The sequence below is a fragment of the Xenorhabdus griffiniae genome, assembly GCF_037265215.1.
GTDB lineage: Bacteria > Pseudomonadota > Gammaproteobacteria > Enterobacterales > Enterobacteriaceae > Xenorhabdus > Xenorhabdus griffiniae.
Genome location: NZ_CP147737.1, coordinates 224,265 through 246,951, shown reverse-complemented (window position 1 = coordinate 246,951; position 22,687 = coordinate 224,265). Strand labels below are relative to the sequence as shown.

Annotated in this window: 20 protein-coding genes and 3 pseudogenes; 13 read left to right on the top strand and 10 right to left on the bottom strand. The window is 44.1% G+C overall.

The features are described 5' to 3' along the window. Positions 1-17 precede the first annotated feature (17 nt). Positions 18-1,232, bottom strand: a complete 1,215-nt coding sequence (gltS, locus tag WDV75_RS01160) for a sodium/glutamate symporter (RefSeq protein ID WP_273557479.1) — start codon at positions 1,230-1,232, stop codon at positions 18-20. Positions 1,233-1,473: 241 nt separating this feature from the next. Between gltS and WDV75_RS01155 the strand changes: the two genes are divergently transcribed. Both WDV75_RS01155 and WDV75_RS01150 read left to right on the top strand, forming a co-directional pair. Next, on the top strand, positions 1,474-2,859 hold the full coding sequence (locus WDV75_RS01155; RefSeq protein ID WP_273557478.1) for a nucleobase:cation symporter-2 family protein: 1,386 nt from the start codon (positions 1,474-1,476) through the stop codon (positions 2,857-2,859). 139 nt (positions 2,860-2,998) lie between these two features. Beyond that, positions 2,999-4,753, top strand: a complete 1,755-nt coding sequence (locus WDV75_RS01150) for an AsmA family protein (RefSeq protein WP_273557476.1) — start codon at positions 2,999-3,001, stop codon at positions 4,751-4,753. Here the strand turns inward: WDV75_RS01150 and fabY are convergent. From fabY to parS, 6 genes are all read right to left on the bottom strand, one after another. Further along, positions 4,743-5,660: a fatty acid biosynthesis protein FabY gene (gene fabY / locus WDV75_RS01145; RefSeq protein WP_273557475.1), complete on the bottom strand. Its 918-nt coding sequence runs from the start codon at positions 5,658-5,660 to the stop codon at positions 4,743-4,745. The two genes, WDV75_RS01150 and fabY, sit on opposite strands and share 11 nt — an antisense overlap. Positions 5,661-5,686: 26 nt before the next feature. Beyond that, entirely contained in the window at positions 5,687-6,124 is a 438-nt protein-coding gene (gene dtd, locus WDV75_RS01140; protein WP_273557474.1) for a D-aminoacyl-tRNA deacylase, read from the bottom strand. Positions 6,125-6,163: 39 nt separating this feature from the next. Beyond that, a complete protein-coding gene (yihX, locus tag WDV75_RS01135) occupies positions 6,164-6,781 on the bottom strand; it encodes a glucose-1-phosphatase (protein ID WP_273557473.1) in 618 nt (205 codons plus the stop codon). Positions 6,782-6,955: 174 nt separating this feature from the next. Continuing rightward, positions 6,956-8,785, bottom strand: a complete 1,830-nt coding sequence (gene typA, locus WDV75_RS01130) for a ribosome-dependent GTPase TypA (RefSeq protein ID WP_189759866.1) — start codon at positions 8,783-8,785, stop codon at positions 6,956-6,958. Positions 8,786-8,930: 145 nt separating this feature from the next. Beyond that, positions 8,931-9,395 carry an RES family NAD+ phosphorylase gene (locus WDV75_RS01125; RefSeq protein WP_273557472.1) on the bottom strand — a complete coding sequence of 155 codons (465 nt, stop codon included), beginning with the start codon at positions 9,393-9,395 and terminating at the stop codon, positions 8,931-8,933. Continuing rightward, the gene (gene parS / locus WDV75_RS01120) at positions 9,392-9,841 is read right to left on the bottom strand and encodes a type II toxin-antitoxin system Xre/ParS family antitoxin (RefSeq protein WP_189759864.1); all 450 of its coding nucleotides are present in this window, start codon (positions 9,839-9,841) and stop codon (positions 9,392-9,394) included. Before parS ends, WDV75_RS01125 begins: the two co-directional genes overlap by 4 nt. A 375-nt stretch (positions 9,842-10,216) precedes the next feature. On the opposite strand from parS, the gene glnA reads away from it, so the two are divergent. From glnA to WDV75_RS01095, 5 genes and pseudogenes are all read left to right on the top strand, one after another. After that, positions 10,217-11,626, top strand: coding sequence for a glutamate--ammonia ligase (gene glnA / locus WDV75_RS01115; RefSeq protein ID WP_189759863.1), 1,410 nt, complete (start codon positions 10,217-10,219; stop codon positions 11,624-11,626). Between the two features lie 207 nt (positions 11,627-11,833). Then, a complete protein-coding gene (gene glnL / locus WDV75_RS01110) occupies positions 11,834-12,877 on the top strand; it encodes a nitrogen regulation protein NR(II) (RefSeq protein ID WP_420497490.1) in 1,044 nt (347 codons plus the stop codon). A gap of 20 nt (positions 12,878-12,897) precedes the next feature. Next, positions 12,898-14,328 (top strand): nitrogen regulation protein NR(I), encoded by a 1,431-nt coding sequence (gene glnG, locus WDV75_RS01105; RefSeq protein WP_273557470.1) that lies wholly within the window; start codon positions 12,898-12,900, stop codon positions 14,326-14,328. A gap of 325 nt (positions 14,329-14,653) precedes the next feature. Then, positions 14,654-14,767, top strand: a pseudogene (locus WDV75_RS01100) (IS982 family transposase); the annotation flags it as partial. A 162-nt stretch (positions 14,768-14,929) separates the two neighbouring features. Then, positions 14,930-15,739, top strand: a complete 810-nt coding sequence (locus WDV75_RS01095) for an IS982 family transposase (RefSeq protein WP_420497489.1) — start codon at positions 14,930-14,932, stop codon at positions 15,737-15,739. Here WDV75_RS01095 and WDV75_RS01090 read toward each other — a convergent pair. Together WDV75_RS01090 and WDV75_RS01085 are read right to left on the bottom strand one after the other, a co-directional pair. After that, positions 15,667-17,024: pseudogene (locus WDV75_RS01090) on the bottom strand (ISKra4 family transposase). The gene WDV75_RS01095 and the pseudogene WDV75_RS01090 sit on opposite strands and share 73 nt — an antisense overlap. 59 nt (positions 17,025-17,083) lie before the next feature. Continuing rightward, complete coding sequence (locus tag WDV75_RS01085) at positions 17,084-17,467, bottom strand: plasmid pRiA4b ORF-3 family protein (protein WP_273557468.1); 384 nt, start codon at positions 17,465-17,467, stop codon at positions 17,084-17,086. A gap of 505 nt (positions 17,468-17,972) precedes the next feature. Here WDV75_RS01085 and WDV75_RS01080 point away from each other — a divergent pair. The 4 genes from WDV75_RS01080 to WDV75_RS01065 are packed head-to-tail and all read left to right on the top strand — an operon-like array spanning position 17,973 to position 21,574. Then, positions 17,973-18,956, top strand: a complete 984-nt coding sequence (locus WDV75_RS01080; protein WP_273557467.1) for an aKG-HExxH-type peptide beta-hydroxylase — start codon at positions 17,973-17,975, stop codon at positions 18,954-18,956. Further along, positions 18,943-19,344, top strand: coding sequence for a carboxymuconolactone decarboxylase family protein (locus WDV75_RS01075; protein WP_273557466.1), 402 nt, complete (start codon positions 18,943-18,945; stop codon positions 19,342-19,344). The genes WDV75_RS01080 and WDV75_RS01075 overlap by 14 nt, the downstream gene beginning before the upstream one ends. Then, on the top strand, positions 19,334-20,563 hold the full coding sequence (locus WDV75_RS01070; RefSeq protein WP_273557465.1) for an MFS transporter: 1,230 nt from the start codon (positions 19,334-19,336) through the stop codon (positions 20,561-20,563). Before WDV75_RS01075 ends, WDV75_RS01070 begins: the two co-directional genes overlap by 11 nt. Positions 20,564-20,620: 57 nt before the next feature. After that, complete coding sequence (locus tag WDV75_RS01065) at positions 20,621-21,574, top strand: tyrosine-type recombinase/integrase (protein ID WP_273557464.1); 954 nt, start codon at positions 20,621-20,623, stop codon at positions 21,572-21,574. 50 nt (positions 21,575-21,624) lie between these two features. Here WDV75_RS01065 and WDV75_RS01060 read toward each other — a convergent pair. Then, positions 21,625-21,742 (bottom strand): annotated as a pseudogene (locus WDV75_RS01060) (IS5/IS1182 family transposase); the annotation flags it as partial. A gap of 149 nt (positions 21,743-21,891) precedes the next feature. Here WDV75_RS01060 and WDV75_RS01055 point away from each other — a divergent pair. Together WDV75_RS01055 and tssD are read left to right on the top strand one after the other, a co-directional pair. Beyond that, the gene (locus WDV75_RS01055; RefSeq protein WP_337927160.1) at positions 21,892-22,236 is read left to right on the top strand and encodes a plasmid pRiA4b ORF-3 family protein; all 345 of its coding nucleotides are present in this window, start codon (positions 21,892-21,894) and stop codon (positions 22,234-22,236) included. Between the two features lie 94 nt (positions 22,237-22,330). Next, on the top strand, positions 22,331-22,687 hold the full coding sequence (gene tssD / locus WDV75_RS01050) for a type VI secretion system tube protein TssD (protein ID WP_273557463.1): 357 nt from the start codon (positions 22,331-22,333) through the stop codon (positions 22,685-22,687).

The following is a 22,687-nucleotide window of genomic DNA, read 5'->3' as shown; positions in this document are numbered from 1 at the left end:
GACAAAAGGGTATTAGTTTAACCTGCTATAGCTGGGAACAGCGGTAATAGCAGATACAATTTGATGACGGCAGCATTAACGATATCAATAAAGAATGCTCCCACCATAGGTACGAGTAAGAATGCTACATGCGATGGCCCAAAACGGTCAGTGATCGCTTGCATATTCGCGATGGCTGTTGGTGTCGCACCTAAGCCAAAACCACAGTGGCCGGCTGACAATACTGCCGCATCGAAATTTTTGCCCATGATCCGGTAAGTAACGAAAATAGCATACAACGCCATAACCAAAGTCTGTACGGCAAGAATGACCAACATTGGCAGCGCAAGGGAAGCCAGTTGCCACAGTTTCAGGCTCATCAAAGCCATCGCCAGGAACAGTGATAAGCTGACGTTACCCAAGACCGACACCGCTCGGTCAAATACCCGATAAAAACCAAGCAGAGAGAGGCCGTTACTAAGAATGACACCAACAAACAGAACACACACGAATGTCGGCAATTCAAAGGCTGTGCCTTGTAACAGTTTCTCAATAAACTTACCTGCCAATAAGCAAATGGAAACCATAGCAATAGTTTCCACCATCACTAATGGTGTAATAAGCCGGCCAGTATAAGGTTTCTCAAATGCCGTCGGCAGCTCGGTATCCTCAGCCTCCAACCCTGGTGTTTGGGTATTTTTCACCAACATACGGGCAACCGGACCACCAATCAAGCCACCTAAAACCAAACCGAATGTTGCACATGCCATTGCCACTTCCGTAGCATTTTCAAAACCATAGCGCTCAGTGAATACCTTACTCCAGGCACCACCTGTTCCGTGCCCACCAGATAGTGTAATGGAGCCTGCCAGCAATCCCATTAACGGATCAAGGCCAAGCATTTTCGCCAAGGCGATGCCAACCGTGTTTTGTACAAATAACAGTCCAACAACCACGCAGACAAAAATGACCAAAGATTTTCCGCCTGCTTTCAGGCTGGCAAGGTTAGCGTTCAAACCGATTGTGGCAAAGAACATCAACATGAGAGGCTCTTGGAGAGATAAATCAAAACTGACTTCCCAACCTATAGATTGTTTAACTGCCAACAGAACTAACGCAACCAATAAGCCACCTGCGACTGGCTCAGGGATCGTATATTTCTCAAGGAATGGGACTGATTGTACGAGTTTTCTTCCTAGTAGCAAAACCAGTGTGGCAGCAACGAGCGTGCCATAAATATCCAGATGATACATTGATGTACCTCATCCATTGTTAATATTATGTGAATTTAATGTGACGTTATAATCATCCTGTAAAAACGCCAAGAGCAGGTAAGGGTTGGATTAAAAATAAAATTACTCATAAACACAAGTTAAAACATTTAAAAATGTGACGGGATTAAGTTGTAATTCATGATGAAAACTTAACGCAAACGATTGCTTTAGTGATGAGAATCATTAAAATGCGCTTTTTGTCTATCTGGAATTTCACAACATGGTCAATTTACCCCGTGAATCCAATTCATCAGAAGTTCCCAATAAATCAAACAACGAACTGATCTATCGTCTGGAAGATAAGCCACCGCTTCCACATGCCTTATTTGCTGCATCCCAACATTTACTGGCCATGTTTGTGGCTGTTATTACGCCTGCGATGTTGATTTGCCAGGCTCTGGGGCTTCCAGAGCAAGATACCCAACGCATTATTAGTATGTCCCTGTTTGCCTCTGGCTTGGCATCACTTATTCAAATTCGCTCTTGGGGGCCAATCGGTTCTGGCTTGCTTTCAATTCAGGGCACCAGTTTTAATTTCGTTGCCCCACTGATTATGGGTGGCCTGGCGTTGAAAAATGGTGGTGCGGATATTCCAACGATGATGGCAGCCTTGTTCGGTACACTGATGCTCGCCTCAATGACGGAAGTGCTGCTCTCACGCGTGTTACATTTGGCAAGACGGATCATCACACCTCTGGTATCCGGTATCGTGGTAATGATTATTGGCTTATCGTTAATTCAAGTGGGATTAACTTCGATTGGTGGTGGTTATTCTGCGATTCAAAACGGCACATTTGGTGCACCGGAAAACCTGTTGCTCGCTGGAACTGTTCTTGCCGTTATCGTATTGCTGAATCGCCAAAATAACCCTTACTTGCGTGTCGCATCTCTGGTCATCGCCATGACAGTGGGTTATCTGCTGGCCTGGTACATGGATATGTTACCCGTTTCAACACCAAAAGAAGATGCACCAATCATCACCGTTCCTTCTCCACTCTATTATGGCTTGTCTTTTGACTGGAATCTGTTGATCCCACTGATGCTGATTTTTATGGTGACATCACTGGAAACAATTGGTGATATCACAGCAACCTCTGATGTCTCCGAACAGCCTGTCAGCGGCCCACTCTACATGAAACGTATCAAGGGGGGTGTACTGGCAAATGGCTTCAATTCTATGGTGTCAGCCGTGTTCAATACATTTCCAAATTCCTGCTTTGGTCAGAACAATGGCGTGATCCAGCTAACAGGTGTTGCCAGTCGCCATGTTGGTTACATGATTGCTGCAATGCTGATCCTATTGGGGCTGTTTCCTGCTGTGGCTGGTTTTGTACAACATATTCCTGAGCCTGTTCTGGGCGGAGCAACGATTGTGATGTTTGGCACTATCGCTGCATCTGGTGTCAGAATAGTTTCCCGTGAACCTCTAAATCGCCGTGCTATTATGATCATCGCACTGTCTCTGGCAGTGGGGTTAGGCGTTTCTCAACAACCGCTAATTTTACAGTTTGCCCCTGATTGGGTGAAAAACTTATTCTCTTCAGGCATTGCCGCAGGTGGGTTAACCGCCATTCTGCTTAACCTTATTTTTCCCCAAGAAAAATAGTTAGCCGTTTTCTGTTGATACTTTTCTCCCGCCTTACCCGCGGGAGTTTTCTTTTTTGCCTAAATCCTCTATTGAGTGCTGCTCTATTTTACGGCATAAAAGGGCTTCTATTGGAAGGTCACACTGTTGAGGTGAAAATATGAGGTGGTTAGGGAAATTTTTTGTCACGCTTCTATTAGTGCTAATTTTGGCAATCATAGTTATCTATGTTGTTGTCCAGACACATTGGGGAGCCAAACAGTTAAGCCAATGGCTCAGCAAACAAGGACATTATCAAGTCAGCATTGAAAGCATCAGCCATGACTGGCAGCAGCCTGCTACCCTATCACTTAACCACATTGACATTAGTGACAGACAAAGTCCTTTCTCACTCAATGCCGACACCATTAATCTCGATTTCAAATGGCAGCATTTACTGTCCCCTCAAAATCTCCATCGTCTGACCTTGCAACAAGGGACATTGACACTGTTTGGAAATCAACTTCCTCCTCTTTTACAAGCGGATATCCTGCAACTGAACCAGATGAATATTCAGCTAGAGAGTCCCAATACGCGTATTGAGGGGGAAAATATCACAGGCGGTATTACACCCTGGGTTCCTGCTGTGGACAACCCATTTGGTAATGGAAAATATCAATTCAGTGCCAAGGCGATCCGTTTAAATGACATATCTGTTGAAAATGCGGTTGTGCAAGGCCATTACCAGAATAAGGCCCTGACTATCGACGCTTTTGGCGCAACATTTCTGCGAGGCGCCATTTCTGGCGATGGTCAGCAATTGCCTGACGGCAGTTGGCGCTGGAACAATATCCTGCTCAGTGACATTCGCTGGCAAACCCCGATGACACTGGGCGATTTGAAAGAAAAAATCAGCCATCTGCCTGCTATTTATATCAAAGATCTCAATATCACCAATGCCAAACTGCAAGGACAAAACTGGTCTGTTGATTATCTGGATAGCACCATCAAAAACTTAGGCTTAGTCAACGGCAGTTGGAGCGCTGAAGAAGGGTTGATTGATTTTAATGCGATGAACATGACGTTGAATAATGCACAGTTCAGCGACACACTTGGAAAACTCCGTTTTTCTGGTGATATCTTTACCATCGCAAACCTGACAACCCACTATCAAAAAGGATTGTTCAATATCCAGTCTCAATGGGACCGCAAAAGCCGGCTCCTTACCCTCAAAGAGAGTTCTGTAACAGGGCTGCTTTACGCTCTGCCAGCAACATGGCTCGATTATTTCAAACAACCAGCGCCGGAATGGATTTCAGGCGTAAAACTTAATGATATTACTATCAATAATACGCTGCTGATTGATACCAATCCCAATTTTCCGTTCCAGCTCACTACGCTTGCAGCCCATATTGACAACATGGATATCTTGAAAAATGGCAAGTGGGGATTATGGAATGGTCAGGCATCACTGCAAGCGGCTGCGGGAACATTTAACAAAATCGAAATAACCCGCCCTTATCTGCAACTGCACGCCACAGATGGCAAAGCCACCATTGATAAATTGAATGGCTTTACCCGTGATGGACTGCTGCAAATAACTGGCTCGGCGGAACAACAAACGGCTCATACCCCTTTTAACCTTAACTTCAAAGGAATGAACGCGGATTTGCACATCTTGCCCCAATGGGGTTGGATACCACTTAATATTCAGGGAGAAGGCAATTTCACACTCGCTATTACGGGAAATCTCTCTGCTGACGACGTGAAGGGAACAATAAACGGCACATTGGTTGCCGAAGATAAATCATCAGCCAAAGAGTCACAATCTATTGAGCAAGGTTTGATCTCAACGAGCCGCTGTTCCCCAACCGCACCTTCTTCTGTAGATAATCGGGCTACGGAGAGTCAAACCTGCGCAAAAATCAAGCTTTAGTAAGACGTTCGGGAGGCAGGACGATATAAGTGCCGGTGAACACGCTACCTACGCCATGTTCACCGCTAACCTGCACTTCTATCGTTACACGCGCCTTATTGCCACGGGCAAGACGGGCAAGGTCTCCGCTCATATTATTGAAATCCGCAGTTGCACAGGGGCGCCCTGTAATCGGTTGGCGATAACGAATATTGGCATCCACCAAAACGATATCTCCCCCTAACTGGCGCTCCTGTAGCAACAACCAAATCAAGCCCCATGCCGTTAAGGTGGCCTGAGAAAATAAGCTACCGGCGAAAATAGTATGATGTGGATTCTGGTTTCCGGCTTCCGGCATCGTTGTGATGAAACGTTGCCCGGTATATTGGGTGATCCTCAGCCCCATCTTTTCACTCAAAGGGATCTGCTTATGCCATGCCTGCTGCAATTCCGCACACCAATCAGGACGGTGCAAGATATCATCAAGGCTTATTATCGGTTTGATCATGAGGAAATGGTTGATCGGCGATGCCTTAGCACCATTGATCAAACCGCGGTTTTGAAAACCCAACTTGTCAAAGAAATCGACGGCGTCTTCCCGCGCGCTGCAAACAATTCGTTTCACACCTTCCTGTCTGGCTACCGATTCCAATGCCATCGCAATCAGCGTACCCAAGCCTTTTCGCTGCACACTGGGATGCACAGCCAGAAAGCGAATAGCGCCTTCATTGTCCGCATTGATATATAAGCGCCCAACAGCCAGCGGATTACCCTGTTCATCCACCACCATTTGGTGATGAGCCATCGAATCGTAACCATCTTTCTCTGATCCGACAGGTTGATGAAGTGGTTTACGCAACATTTCCCAACGAAATTGGTAATAAGTTTCCAACTCTTGTTCTGTTTGAGGAACTCTCAGATGGTACATAGAAACAACCCCTTTCTTGAAACACATCATACTTGCAACCAGAAAGTTACCGGCCCGTCATTGAGCAAACTGACTTTCATGTCTGCTGCAAATATTCCCGTTTCTGTTTTTACACCAGTTACATGGCACCGTTCAACAAAATCGCGATAAAGCTCCTCTGCTTTTTGTGGTTCAGCACCGCCAGAAAAGCTGGGTCTTAAGCCTTTCTGGGTGTCCGCAGCCAATGTAAATTGCGATACCACCAGCAAACTACCGCCAGCCTGCTGAACATTAAGGTTCATTTTTCCCTGTTCATCGCTGAATACCCGATACCCCATTACCTTGTCGCATAAACGTTGCGCTTTTTGTGGGGTATCGTCTTTTTCCACCCCCAGCAACACCAGCAACCCTTGTCCAATTTCGCCAATCGTCTCGCCTTCAACAACAACCTTTGCCTGTGTGACACGCTGAATTAATGCGATCATTTCTCTTGCCTGTTATTTCGTTGCAATAAGCTAACAATGCTAATTTTTTGCGGGGAGTGAGAAGTCATGTGACTTAAAATAATCAGGGATGACGTTCCTGTCAGCCACATGCAGTGCAGTGATGCCTGTTTTTTTTGCTGCTTCGACGTTTTCTAAAAGATCATCAAAGAATATGGCTTGCTCCGCTTCCACACCTTCCGCTGCAAGCACATGGTTAAAAATATCAAGATTTGGTTTACGCATCCCCAATTCGTGGGATAGATAAAGGAAATCCGCTGATGCTGCAATCTCAGGATAATTCTCTGAGCAGTAATCAATATGCAGACGATTTGTATTTGACAGAACAACCACACGATGCCCTTTAGCACGCAATTTATTCATTAACTCAACGACTTCCTGCCTGACATCGATAAAGATTGTATTCCAGCCTTCCGCAAATTGTTCAAAACTGAGTGAAACCGCCATTTCATCACACATCATTTCTGCAAATTCAGTGTCACTTATTTGCCCGCACTCATGTTTTTCAAGCGTCTCGCCCTGCGAAAATTTTGGGGTCAATGTTGCCAGTGGTGTCCCACTCAGATTACTCCAAACAGCCAATACTCTTTTAAAATCAATATCAATAATCACGTTACCCAGATCGAAAATATACAGCATAATCCCTCCTGACTGACGCTCATTGTTTAGTTCTTTTATCATATTTTTGTTAAGAAAAAAGAATGAAGAGACAAAAAAATGTCAGGAAGGGGGATATCATAAAAGAACTCAGGGCACCGGAGTGCCCTAAGCTATTGATGTTCAAACTGTCATATGCAATGCATAATCCAGAAATTAAACTTCTTTGCTACGATTTGCACGACGGCGATCATTTTCAGTCAAATGACGCTTACGTAAGCGAATGGACACTGGAGTGACTTCAACCAATTCGTCGTCGTCAATAAACTCCAACGCCTGCTCCAGGGTTTTCTTGATATGTGGAGACAGCGTTGTCGCTTCATCCGTACCTGATGCACGCACGTTAGTCAGTTTCTTACCAGTCAGGCAGTTAACGGTCAGGTCATTTGAACGTGAGTGAATACCAATAATCTGGCCTTCATACACTTCAGTACCATGACCCAGGAACAACTTACCACGCTCCTGCAAACCATACAGCGCGTAAGCCACCGCCTTGCCTTGTCCATTGGAAATCAATACGCCATTCAGACGACGGCCAATCTCACCCGGGCGGATGTCATCATAGTGGCTGAATGTGGCATACAACAAACCCGTACCCGAAGTCATGGTCATGAATTCAGTACGGAAGCCGATCAGGCCACGGCTTGGAATGACATAATCAAGACGAACGCGACCTTTACCATCTGGCAGCATGTCACGCATTTCACCTTTACGTTCACCCAATGCCTGCATGACATCGCCTTGATGCTGCTCTTCGATATCCAGAGTGACCTGCTCAAAAGGCTCCTGCTTACGGCCATCAATTTCACGGAAAATAACTTTTGGACGGGAAACCGCCAACTCGAAACCTTCACGACGCATGTTTTCGATCAGAACAGACAAGTGCAGTTCACCACGGCCTGATACACGGAATGCATCTGGATCTTCAGTTTCTTCAACACGCAACGCTACGTTATGAACCAGCTCTTTTTTCAGACGATCAAGGATCTGGCGAGAAGTCACGTACTTACCTTCACGACCACAGAATGGCGAAGTATTAACACAGAAGTACATGCTGACGGTAGGCTCATCAACGGCCAGTGCTGGCAACGCTTCAACCGCATTGACTTCGCACAGGGTATCGGAAATATTCAGATCACCCAGACCGGTAATAGCGATAATGTCGCCAGCTTCCGCCTTATCAGACTCAATGCGCTCCAATCCCAGATGGCTAAAGACCTTGCCAACTTTACCGTTGCGAGTTTTACCTTCGCTGTCGATGATAGTGATATTTTGGTTTGGTTTTACCATACCACGCTTAATGCGACCGATACCGATAACGCCAACGTAGTTGTTATAATCCAGCTGCGAAATTTGCATCTGGAATGGGCCATCAAGGTCAACCTTTGGCGGCTCAACATGATCAACGATTGCCTGATACAGCGGAGTCATGTCTTCAGCCATATCGGTATGATCGTTACCCGCAACGCCCATCAGTGCAGAAGCATAAATGATTGGGAAATCCAACTGCTCATCGGTTGCACCAAGATTCACAAACAAGTCAAATACCTGATCCACTACCCAGTCAGGGCGAGCACCCGGACGGTCAACTTTGTTGATCACGACAATAGGCTTCAGGCCATGAGCAAACGCTTTCTGGGTGACAAAGCGAGTCTGTGGCATTGGGCCATCCATCGCATCAACCAGCAACAGGACGCTGTCTACCATTGACATTACACGTTCAACTTCACCACCGAAGTCGGCGTGGCCTGGGGTGTCTACGATATTGATTCGATAGTCATTCCATTTGATGGCTGTGTTCTTTGCCAGGATGGTAATACCGCGTTCTTTTTCCAGATCATTGGAATCCATCACGCGCTCAGTTGTTGCAGCACGTTCCCCAAAAGTACCGGACTGTTGCAGGAGTTTATCAACCAGCGTGGTTTTGCCATGGTCGACGTGAGCAATAATTGCTATATTTCTTAACTTACTAATTTCATTTGACATTTAAAAATTCCGATAACGCGAAAATCATTTATGTACTCAAACGTACATAAAAAGAATTCTGTTTTACTTGGCCGCCGCCGAACAAAAGTGCAGCATTATACACTTTGGATGGTTGCACGGGTATTAAAAGTTGGGGACACCTAAATCATAGGTGTCCATCAGGCTGGAAGTCGAGTTCAACGGCATCGCCAGTGACTTGCTCGAACAGAGGATGAGCTGGATTAATGATGTAGTTCAACTCACGCGGGACAACGACACTGGGGACAGCCAAAGCAAGGCTTTCACCACTTTCTAACCACCCATCCCCAATTTCCGCTGTTGATGGTGGGGCCGGTTCATCCCGCCAATCTTCCGGCAATTGGTCAGAAGTGAAATGCAAAACAGCCTCCGCGGGCAACCTTACTTCCAATAGCGCGTAATATTGCAATAGGCTGTAATCATTGAGGTGAACCATAACTTCCAACAATGCCAATGATTCCGAACTCGCCAGATATACACAAGGTCGTCCTCGGCTATTCCAGCGACCACCGTAAAGACGTGCTCCCTCACCATCGAAAGCAGCCCCCCGCCATTTCCTCTTGATAAGCCGGTAAGCAACAATCTCATTCATACAAAGACACCATGTTCCAGGCGACCAATCAAGTCCAACACAGCTTCCGCCTCAGCGGAGATGGCGATCATCTCTACAGGCTTGCGACCACCAAGACCACGAGCAGGATTGAGTAACCATTGACAAGCTCGCTCTGTGTCACCTTCAAACAGAGCAGTCGCGGCTTTCAGAACTTCTGCAAAGCGGTACAGCCTATCGCTCTCATCCGTTTTGAATCGGCCAAGTTTGGCTCGGCGCTGCAACGTAGCCTGGGGAATGGCAACATACTTCGCGAGTTCCTTGAGTTCCAGACCAGCTACAGCAGCAAGTTTGGTGTAGACAGCATAGGGCATTCCTTCCCGTAAGGCTTGGTGCAATTTTGCACCACGGGAAGGTATTCCAACGGCTTTCCATAAGTTGGTGTTGGTATCACGAGTGGCCTGATATTCTTTGATAGTAAAGACCATGCGAGCCTCCAAATATTCAATTGATATAATAACAACATATCAATTGATTGCGTGATAAGCAAATTTGTGAAATTTCAGTCGGCCAGTTGCACCATAATAATGCGATCACATTATGGAAAATCACCAATTTGGTGCAAAATACCTAAAGCCACACGCTATATTATTCATCTTATTTCTCTTCCCTTCTGCCATACATTTTTATCACATTGATATTAAATGATTTTTAAATATTGGCACACTTTTCGCATTTATCTCTGCTAATAGTGGTTCTATAAAATTGATCATACCGAGATCCACAATTGCCCTTAACTTTTAAGATAAAACGGCCTATTTCTCGCTCCGTTTTATCAGGCCGATGTAACCAGGAGAGCCAGTATGTCCGCTGAACATGTTTTGTCCATGATTGAAGAACATCAGGTGAAGTTTATTGACTTACGTTTTACTGATACTAAAGGTAAAGAACAACATATCACTATTCCCGCCCACCAAGTTGATGAAGACTTCTTTGAAGATGGCAAAATGTTTGACGGTTCATCTATCGGTGGCTGGAAAGGTATCAATGAATCCGACATGGTGTTAATGCCAGATCCAAGCACCGCGATGCTGGATCCCTTCTTTAATGATGCTACCCTCATCCTGCGCTGCGATATCCTCGAACCTGGCACCATGCAAGGCTATAGCCGCGATCCTCGCTCCATTGCGAAACGCGCAGAAGATTTCCTGCGGGCAAGCGATATTGCTGATACCGTTTTATTCGGTCCAGAACCCGAATTCTTCTTGTTCGATGATATCCGTTTCGGCAGCTCCATCTCTGGCTCTTACTACCATATTGATGATACGGAAGCCGCCTGGAACAGCGGCACACGCTATGAAGGTGGTAACAAAGGCCATCGTCCTGGTATTAAAGGAGGATACTTTCCGGTTCCTCCTGTGGATTCTTCCCAAGACCTGCGTTCAGCCATGTGCCTGACCATGGAAAAAATGGGTTTGGTCGTTGAAGCCCACCATCATGAGGTTGCAACTGCCGGACAAAACGAAGTGGCCACCCGCTTTAATACCATGACCAAAAAAGCGGATGAAACCCAGATTTATAAATATGTGGTTCATAACGTTGCCCATAAATTTGGTAAGACCGCGACATTTATGCCAAAACCGTTGGTGGGCGATAATGGTTCAGGTATGCACTGTCATATGTCACTGTCCAAAAATGGCACTAACCTGTTTGCAGGTGACAAATACGGTGGCTTGTCCGAAATGGCGCTTTACTATATTGGCGGTGTCATCAAACACGCCCGTGCGTTAAACGCCTTTACCAACCCAACAACTAACTCGTACAAACGTCTGGTACCTGGTTTTGAAGCGCCGGTGATGCTGGCCTATTCTGCCCGTAACCGTTCTGCCTCTATCCGTATTCCTGTGGTCGCCAGCGCTAAAGCTCGCCGTATTGAAGTGCGTTTCCCTGATCCCGCAGCAAACCCTTATCTGGCCTTTTCTGCCCTGTTGATGGCAGGTTTGGATGGCATCATCAACAAAATCCATCCAGGTGATGCGATGGATAAAAACTTGTATGACCTACCCGCAGAAGAAGCCCAAGAGATCCCAACCGTGGCCTCTTCTTTGGAAGAAGCGCTGGCCGCATTGGATGCCGACCGCGAATTCCTGACGCGTGGCGGTGTTTTCACTGATGATACAATTGATGCTTATATCAATTTATTGAACGGGGAAATTGAACGTGTCCGCATGACACCACATCCCCTGGAATTTGAACTGTATTACAGTGTGTAGTGCCTTATTAGGTAATGTTGCATAACGTGATGACATTACTCGTGTTTTTTTGTTGCCGTGAAACTTTTGGCCCATCTTTGGATGGGCTTTTTTCCTCGCATATACACAACTACATCATGATTGACGATATATGCTGAGCAAAAGGATTCATCGAACTATGCTTAAATAAGCTACAATGCACCAAAAAAGTGCAGGAACTGAATGACCATGATTAGTGTGCCCAAAGCAGAACAGATTCTCGACTCACAGATAAACAACGTCCTGGTACTGGATAATGATTTGATTATTCGCTACGCCAATCATTCTGCTATGCAACTTCTGGCACAAAGTTCCCGTAAATTATTCGGCACGCCTCTTCCTATCCTGTTTAGCTATATTTCACTGGATACAGAATTGATGCGTTCCAGTTTGATCAACGGTCATGGCTTTACCGATAACGAAGTCATATTAGTGATCAATAATCACTCTCATGTGATGTCGCTCAGTGCCCAACCAATTTCCGAACAGTTTATCCTGCTGGAACTGGCATCTATGGACAGTCAACGCCGGTTAAGCCAAGAGCAGATCCAACAAGCACAGCAGGCGGCTGCGCGGGAACTGGTTCGGGGGCTGGCACATGAAATCAAAAATCCTCTCGGTGGGCTGCGGGGCGCTGCACAGTTACTTGCCAAGGCTCTGCCAGATCCGTCCTTGAGGGAATATACCCAAGTGATCATTGAGCAGGCAGACAGGTTGCGCAACCTTGTTGATCGATTGCTGGGGCCACAGCACCCTGGCTTCCAAACCCGTCAGAGCATTCACCATGTGGTTGAACGGGTTTGTCAACTGGTCTCACTGGAAATGCCTGCCAATGTCACGCTGATTAAAGACTATGATCCGAGTTTGCCTGAACTGGCACATTATCCTGACCAGATTGAACAGGTATTGCTGAATATCACCCGCAATGCCCTACAAGCACTGGATGAGAAAGGAGGAATTATCACCCTGAGAACGCGAACCGCATTCCAGATTACCTTACAGGGTGTACGTTACCGCTTGGCGGCCCGAATTGATATTGCAGATAATGGGCCTGGTATTCCTCCCAATATTCAGGATACGCTTTTTTACCCGATGGTCAGCGGGTATGCAGGAGGCACTGGACTTGGCTTATCCATAGCACGTAATCTTATCGACCAACATGCGGGCAAAATTGAATTTACCAGTTGGCCAGGGCATACAGAATTTTCCATTTACCTGCCGATCAAGAAATAACCGTTAAGTAGGGGGTGACAATGCAACGAGGAAAAGTTTGGATCGTTGATGATGACAGTTCTATCCGCTGGGTACTTGAACGGGCGTTGAGTGGCGCAGGGATGGAGTGTATCAGTTTTGAAAATGCCGATACCGTATTGGCTGCGCTAGGACAGGGTAATCCAGAAGTTATTCTGTCGGATATCCGTATGCCCGGATTGGACGGACTAAGTTTGCTCAACCAGATCAAGCAGAACTACCCACAGCTTCCGGTCATCATTATGACGGCCCATTCTGATCTGGATGCCGCTGTCAGTGCTTATCAACATGGCGCATTCGATTATCTGCCAAAGCCTTTCGATATTGATGAAACTGTTGCGCTGGTTGAACGAGCACTGAGTCATTATCGGGAACAACATCAATCAGCCTCCAATCCACGGTTGCCGGTATCGGTTTCAGATATGATCGGAGAAGCCCCCGCTATGCAGGAGGTATACCGAATTATCGGCCGCCTCTCCCGTTCCTCCATCAGTGTGTTAATCAATGGTGAATCCGGCACAGGAAAAGAGCTGGTTGCCCATGCCCTTCACCGCCACAGTCCACGCGCCTCAGCCCCCTTTATTGCCCTGAATATGGCGGCAATCCCGAAAGATCTGATTGAATCCGAACTGTTTGGTCACGAAAAAGGTGCGTTCACAGGTGCCAATCAAGTACGTCACGGTCGTTTTGAGCAAGCCAATGGGGGTTCACTGTTTTTAGATGAAATTGGTGATATGCCGCTGGATATCCAGACTCGCCTGCTGCGGGTTCTGGCTGAAGGGCAATTTTATCGTGTCGGGGGCTATGCACCGGTGAAGGTGGATGTCCGTATTATCGCTGCCACTCACCAGAACCTTGAGCAACGTGTTGCAGAAGGTAAATTCAGGGAAGACCTCTACCATCGTCTGAATGTGATTCGCGTCCAGCTACCGCCTTTGCGGGACAGAGTCGAAGATATACCTCGTCTGGCACACCATTTCCTGCAACAAACTGCCAAAGAGCTGGGCGTTGAAGCCAAGGTGCTGCATCCTGATACAGAACTCGCCCTGATGCGCTTGCCATGGTCAGGCAATGTCCGCCAGTTGGAAAATGTTTGTCGCTGGCTAACCGTGATGGCGGCAAGCAAGGAGATACTAGTACAGGATCTGCCCGCTGACCTGATTAACAACCAATCGACAGGACAAACAGGAAACGCCCCGATTTCACGCGCCACGCTACCTGAAAACTGGCCACAACTGTTGGCTGAATGGGCACAACATGCCTTAAAAGAGGGAAAAACGGATCTCCTTGCCGATGCCTTACCATTGCTGGAACGCACTTTGCTTAATTGCGCACTGGAATATACCAACGGACATAAACAGGAAGCCGCCCGTTTACTGGGCTGGGGAAGAAATACAATAACGCGGAAATTGAAGGAATTGGGGCTATTCTAAAATTGCCGTGTGTATTATTCAGCACTTTGCCATTTCTCTAACTCATTTAACAATTAAAATTACATATATACCAATCTAACTTCAAGATGCGTGTGATTTCTTCCCGCGAAGCGGGAAGAAATCAGGTTTCATATCGTGTTGTAAATTACAACTTGAAGTGAGATGGGTATAGATTATTTAAGCGAAATTTAAGAAATAAAAACCCAAAGAAAAACCATACTATTACATAATAAACCTGAGCTTCGCTTAAGAGAAGGGAACTAAAGTGCCTGAGGCACGATCAAAGTTTTTACTAAAGAAAACAAAATTGTGGAGATCCTCAGGCATGTATAATTTAGAAGAACTTTACTGCTGCGTCGATGACTTTTGCCAAAAATTTATCCCTCTCTGGCATCAACAACTCATTGAAAATGGATTACGCAAACGGCACCGCGAAGCGTCCCTTTCTCTCCAGGGCGCGAGCACACTATTTTTACTGCTTTTTAAAGATTAATAATTTTCAATATTTGATTATTACAGTTTTATATCGGGTAATAATTAAACTAAATTACAGTTCTTTAGACATTTATAGTTAACAAAAGAGTTAAAGAACAATGCTGACATTTTAAGTGCAAATATTAATCAAAGTATGCTCTCGCCCTGCCTTTCTCTCAGTGAAGTCATGATGATCCTCATTTTATTTCATATGAGTCATTATCGTGATTTTAAAACATTTTATATTAAACATGTAAAACAATATCTTACAGCCTATTTTCCCGGACTAGTTAGCTATACGCGTATCCTCACCCTGAAGAAAAGGGCACTGATCCCTTTATGTGCTTTTCTTTCATCACGTAAGGCACACACTCAAGGAATTGCTTTTATTGATTCCACCAAAATTGCTGTTTGTCACAATCTTCGAATTCCCCGTCATCGGGTATTTGAAGGGATGGCGCAACGAGGTAAGACGAGTACAGGCTGGTTTTATGGCTTTAAACTTCATTTGGTTATCAATGATTGCGGTGAATTGTTAGCCGTGAAACTCACCGCAGGAAATAAGGATGATCGTCAGCCAGTCAGCACGCTGGCAAAAGGACTCACAGGATGTTTGTATGGTGATAAAGGGTATTTGTCCCAAGATTTATGCGATGAGTTAGAAGCGGAAGGTGTCACTTTAATCACGAATGTCCGGAGTAATATGAAAGCCAAAGCCTTATCTCTCTGGGATAGGTTGATGTTAAGACGGCGATTTTTGATAGAAACGGTCGTCGACCAGCTCAAAAATATTTCTCAGATAGAGCATTCAAGGCATCGCAGTCAGCTCGGGTTTTTGTTGGAAATCGCTGCCGGCCTTATTGCTTATACATTCCAACCTAAAAAACCGAGCTTGAATCTACGGGATAATGAGATCGCTATCTTTAAACGAAGCTGAGGTTTATTAAGTACCGCTGTGCGTGTCTGGAGTAAATAATGTGCGCCTTGTTGGCTCCACTGCATTTGCTGCTTTTTCACCATCCGTTTAGCGATGACTTCATTGATTGCCGATTCAACAAATGACGAGGAAATGGGTTCACCATATCGGTACATTTCACCGTAATTCGGGATCATCATGCAGTTATTTTCAATATAGGTATACATTTCATCGAAATGTTTTGACAAGGATTTCTTATTTTCATAATGCAATATGTCCTCATCACACATAGCGGCACAATCATCCAGGTGTTCTAATGCCTTCATCACATTTCCATGCCAAAGATACCATTTTGTACTGGTCAAAAAGTCCAATAATTCTGCACCGAGTTCAGGTGCGCTTTTTGATACTCCTTTGGCATATTGTTTTAGTACTGTCAGACGCATCGTGATATGAAACCAATCCAATACGTGCTGGGATTCGGGGTACAGGTTAAATTGCAGATCCCTGAGATTATCAGCACCATCCGATAAGAAAGTAATTTGTTGATTCGCCTGCATTCCCTGTAAAGATAACTGGGCAATGAGTTTTCTTCGGGGATGATTTTCCAGACATTGCACAAAACCAAAACGTTTGGTCGGAACATTAGCTGCGAATGATTTTCCGGCGATGACTTCGAAATGATGTTTTCTGTCGTCCCGATTTCTGACGTAGCCGCCATCAATGCCCACCGTCATCGGTTTTCCCGGTTTAGGTAAGTTTTCCCATTCTCTGGGATCGCCGGTGAGAAAATCAGGTAACCCCTCTAATTCAGCCTCTTGTCTCTTGGCTGTCTGGCAAAGATGATTTCTGACGGTGGCGGCATTAACGTGTTCTCCCACCAGGAGAATATCTTTGAGCAGATTGGCGGTCAATCCATAAGACATCAGTGATGCCCACCGGGTTTCTATGTATTTAAGTTCCGGATGAGTATGCGTATCACACCAGTGATTGAGCAGGCTAACGGTTTGGGTTGAATGTTTCTCACACGCACACCGGTAAACCCGAAATCCCTCCACGGGAATAATGCCAAACAAGGTACGGTATTGAATGGTCTGTTTGCCTTTTATCCGCCGGTTTCGTTGACAATGAGGGCAAACACGATTTTCATTCAGGTATTCAGCCGCCTGTTTCTGGATCACCGATTGCTGGATAGCATTCAAAAGCAATTTGGATTCAGACAGGGAAAGATGTCATTGGGGGAATCCTTCTGTTTTTCTATCGTGAATAGAGTCTCAGTATGGCGATGCCCCGATTTATCGACCATCGCGATTTGGATTGTGAATTGCATGGTGCTGTCCTCTCTGGGGATGGCTACCTCATCGGCTAACGTCGCCCCGGGCATCTGTTTCCGGCCAAACAAAAGGGTGACTTCAAGTTAGCGTTTTCGAGAACAGTTTCAATACGGATATCGTGAAACCAGTGCTCGAAAAAGTTGTACTCGTAGGTAAAATGGTCACCGGCATCAAATTCAAAGTCATCCAGCGTGATTTTGTAAGGGTTATCAGGAAATGCAATCCCGCCGGAGTAGGAAATGCCGTAATCTTTAGCATAAATACGGAATTGGTGAAGGTGATCATCCTGCCATCCCTGCGCGAGCTGAATAATATAATGAAAAGCGGCTAAAGATGTCTCGCCTGATAGCCTGAATCGGCGCCAGCCCATTGGGCTGATCCCCCGAAGGGCGATTTTAACGACATAAATTTTCATGGAAAAACAGGTTTAATTGCTCATTATATCGCCGATTGAACAGGGTGCCCCACACATTTTTATGCTCTCGTAAAGGGCTACACCTACAGGGATTTGACCGCCTACAAGGGGGGCAATGGCAGAACTGCCAAAAATGGTAACTTTGTTAATTTGTTAAGTAACGCGATGCTCGACTTTGACACCCTATAAGGAGAACTCCTCCGTTTTTTACACCCGCGTAAAATGACATTAATTTAACCATTGTTTAACCCTTGCTTAACAAAAAGCAAACGAATGTGTTGAATTAATGATCCTCGCTTGGTATGTTCCCTTGGTCGCAAAAAAGCGGCCACAAAACAACATTAACATAAGGGTATTATCATGCTAAAAAAATTCGATACTCAAAAAATTATTGGTCTGAAAAATAAATCTACTTGCCTCACCATTATGACCATTGGTACTAAATAGTAACTTTATAAGTAGATAAGCAGCGTTAAGTTGCTTATCTACTTAAGGGACGTTCATTATGAATTTCACTCATCATCCAAGTTACAATCAATCTGAATATCTAAAAAATTCCACACAAGAAAAACTACTCTCATCATTAGAGTATGTATTATACGTTTGCGATGATGTTTTAGATAAAAACATCATCGCAGAAGTTTTTGATTTCATTTACAAAGCTAGAAACAAGCGCTATTCAAGTGGATTCTTATTTTACATAATCAAAGAAATCGGCAAGGCAATCGAAAATCAATCCGTACATCGTATTCACCAATGCTTCAATCTAATTCCATTACTAAACATAACACCGACAACTAAAGTTATAGTTGGGAACAAAGAAAACCTGCCAACAGGCATGTTCGATTTCTACTCAAAAATTAATGATGATGTTTACGATTTTGAGTATGTAGATATAGAGATTGAAAATGAAAGTCTTATCCGAAACAGCCTAAACGAAGCCTTCAAAATAATATTGGATATTGACTCAGAGCTATATCGAGAACTAATTAAAATAGTTGATGAGTTTTTTATATTCAGAACTCATAAAAGAGATAGCAACATCGTTTATTCAGGCAGTGATTTCAACAAACTTGGAACTGTATTTATCAATGAAGAAATATGTAAAGGCGACAACATATACTTTTTAGTTGACAAAATAATACATGAGTCTGCTCATCAGGTTCTACTGTCTATAATGACTCTTGATGAAATAGTATTGAATGATGATAGAGAAAGGTATCCATCACCTCTCAGGACTGGTTTGAGAACAATGAATGGAATTTATCATGCTGCTTTTGTTTTATATAGAATATCTTGTTTCTTTAACAAGTTGGTAAAATCCGACCCTAGCAACACCAAAGCAATCATTAATTTAGAACAAAATGTTCGACAATTCAAAGATTGCTATGGTGTTATAAGCAACAAGGGAGTACTTACCAATGCTGGAAAAAATATCATTGATGCTTGCAATTCAGAAATAGAGGCAATATTGGATGGAATTTATTGATTCTCTTGACCAAAAAACCATTGATTTGATGAGTGAATTTAATGGTGATTCCCTAAGAAGGCTAAGGGAAGATTTGTATCCAATCGCTCCAGACCTTGTAGAGCGGCTGATCAAAAGCATATACCAAGATGCTTATCAAAGAGGCGTGCTGACCACAAGAGAACGGCACATTGCCACTATATCCGCCTTGATTGCTATTGGTGGAGCTGAGCGGCAGTTATCTTTCCAGAGTTACGCCGCGTATAGGCTTGGGTTTACGAGAGAGGACATGGAGGAAATTTTAATACAAAACTCGATTTTTTCTGGTTTTACTAGGGCTATGAACGCAGCTGTGATTTTTGATGATACTTGGAAAAAATTTCAGCGTGGAAACGATAATGAAGCATAAGAACTTTTATTTATATCAATCGGCTGACATTATCTTCACATCATCTTGTCGTGCTATAGGCATATTACTTGCTTGGGTTATGATACAACACTACCAATTAAAGATTGAACTCGGTTGGTTCATATCCATATCTTGGCTACTACAGGTTTTAACTCTTATTTTCATGGGGTTATTTTCTGACCGATTCAGAAAAAAAACAGTCCCCGTTTTTTGTTCAGCTGCAAGTTTTTTATGCCTCATAACCCTTGAATTTGGTGGTAGCGTCGAGCCATTGCAGCTAGGTCTTATTTATATAGCGACATCTCTATTTAGCATAACCATTCAACCTATAGGCTCTAGCATTATCCCAAACTTATATACCGGAAAGGATACTGAAAGGGCTTTTAGAATTAGAGGCTTTGTAAATTCAATCAACACTATCTTGGGTGCAGCCATATCAGGGTTTGTTATTAGCGTATTTTCAGCCGAACAAACAATTAGAATATTAATCGTATCTATCGGCGTTTCATGTTTAGCATTCATAATAGTTAAGACAAATGAGCTTTCTTTTAAAAACTCCAACCACAAAAGTTGGTCAGCTATTAAAGCATTAGCAATAAATAATGTTGAAAGAGTTATGGTTACGGTTTCAGCCATGTCAAATTTCATTCTCACGCCAACATTGATGTATATTACCCCGATATTAATCATAGATAGGTATGGTTATACCGCGTTAGAAATAGGTCTATCTGAGGCAATGTTTGGCATAGGTATGTTTTTAGGTAGTGCTCTTTTTTGTAAAAGATTAAATAATGTATTTGGCGTTAGAATTACAACTGTTTTCAGTATAGCTACTGTCGGTGCCAGCTTGCTACTAATACTGATTGCTGACAATATCTACTCTTTGTTCCTAGGGTTGTTATTTGCTGGCGCAGGGGTGGTTATTTATAATATAAACACAACAAAAATCCGCTGTTCAGCAACTCCAGCTGACTTAAGAAGCTCCTTTGAATCCATTTTTCTAGCCATTTGTATTCTTCCAATTCCAGCAGGCGTAGCCATATCTACATTAATGGTTGATTCTGGTAAATTAGAACTCTCACTAACATTATTTTCTATGTTAATTTTCGCGTCGGCTCTGGCGGTTTGGCTATCTAAAGATTTTAGATTAATAGCTCAGTTGGATAATGACGATTTGGATAGCTACTACATTAAATTATATCCTAAAGCCTACTTGTAACGATTCGCGTTTAAAATCAAAATCGGACTCTGTTTTATTACCAATCGACATGAGTTGATGTTTAGTGACAATGTCACAAATAGTGTTTATGTAAAAAACGAAACCGGAACACTGAACAATCCCGCGCTGAGTTATTTGCTGCGGTTGCGATCAAAGAAAAGCCAGAAAACCCTGCGTTCCTGTCTGGCGACCGTTTCCGCCATGTTCGGGTGCAGCGAACCGTTAAGTTTTGACTGGCCCTCGCTGACACGGGATACGGTACAGGTGGTGATCCAGCGTCTGTTGAACGAACACAAAGCCCCCAATACCATTAACCTCATTCTCTGCGCCATCAAAGGGGTCGCTGAAGAAGCGAGGGCATCACGTCTGATGGAGGCCGATCATTACCATGACATCAAAAACATCAAACGGGTCAGGGGGTCACGGGTCAGTCGTGGCAGGATGCTGGAACGGTCAGAAGTGAAAAAAATATTTACCTTTTTGGATAGCCAGTCGACGGGCGCGGCGATACGGGATGCGGCGCTCATCTCGCTCATGTTCGGCTGTGGGCTGCGGCGTTCCGAAGTGGCAGGCCTCGATAGGGGGCATATTGATTTTGAATTAAACAAAATCAACATACACGGGAAAGGCAACAAGGAGCGTATCAACTATATGCCGCCCGAAACCGCCCAGCGAATGCACCTGTGGGTGGACACCGTGCGGGGCGACCATAATGGGGCACTATTTACCCGTATCCGAAAAAACGATGACGTGACCAGTGATAGAATAACCACCAACGGGATAGGCTTTATCATTGAACAACTGGTGTTCAAGCTGTCACTGAAATCATTTACCCCGCATGACTTGAGGCATTCCTATGCGTCCCTGCTGCTGGAAAATGGCGAAGATATCCTGGCAGTGAAGGAAGCGCTCGGGCACGCCAGTGTGGTCACAACACAACAATACGACAAACGCAGTATTAAACGTCTGGAAGAGGCCGCACGGCACTTTTCATTTGGGGAAACACCATGAGGCACATCAAGGCGTGGGCGGCATCTGAACACACGAAACTGTTTAACACAGGGCGCGCCTGAACATAACACCCAGAACATGCCATTCATTATACGACGATGATGTTCAACATGTGGACGTACCGCCCGCTCTGAACGAACGGACGGACGGTAGACAAGGTTCTATCACTCACTAAGCATCATCAGGAATGTCGTAGAGTACCATCATTTTGTCTCAATATTAAAATCAACTGGATGATAATACTTCTAATTTATATTAAGGGACGCAGCCTAGATAAAAAAAGGAAATAGTATGGGGTTCTTCCACAGGACCCCTATATTATTCAGATCGCGCAGGGATGGCAGGATGATCACCTGCATCAATTCCGTATTTATGGAAAAAATTATGGTATTTCCTATTCTGATGGGATTGGTTTCCCGGATAATCCCTACAAAATTATACTGGATGATTTTGGATTTGATGCCGGTGACCGCTTTACCTACGAATACAACTTTTTCGAGCATTGGCTGCATGATATCCGTATTGAAACAGTTCTCGAAAATTCTAACCTAACATCTCCTTTTTGTCTGGCCGGAAACCGCAGGGCGCGAGCACACTATTTTTACTGCCTTTTAAAGATTAATAATTTTAATATTTTATTATCACAATTTTATATCGGGTAATAATTAAACTAAATTACAGTTCTTTAGACATTTATAGTTAACAAAAGAGTTAAAGAACAACGCTGACATTTTAAGTGCAAATATTAATCAAAGTATGCTCGCGCCCTGCTCTTTATCCAGAGAACAAAATGTCAATCACTTTCCTATTAACATAAAAAAACCAATAGATAAGTCAACTCCATTGCTAGGAGTAGCAATATCAGATAATGAAGAGCTAGAATGTATGTTTAATATGTACAGAACAGATAGCAATGGTGGATTATCTCTTTATTTTTCTATAAAAGTCACAGGTGCAACAATTTGTAATATCGATATTATTTGCCCTAACTCATCAACTCATAATGATGCACAACCCTTAGAAAGTGTCTCATTTAAATACAAAAGCATCGCATGGCAACATCACTTAACTGGCACTAGTGGTTATAGCATCTGGGATGATAGGGTATATTAA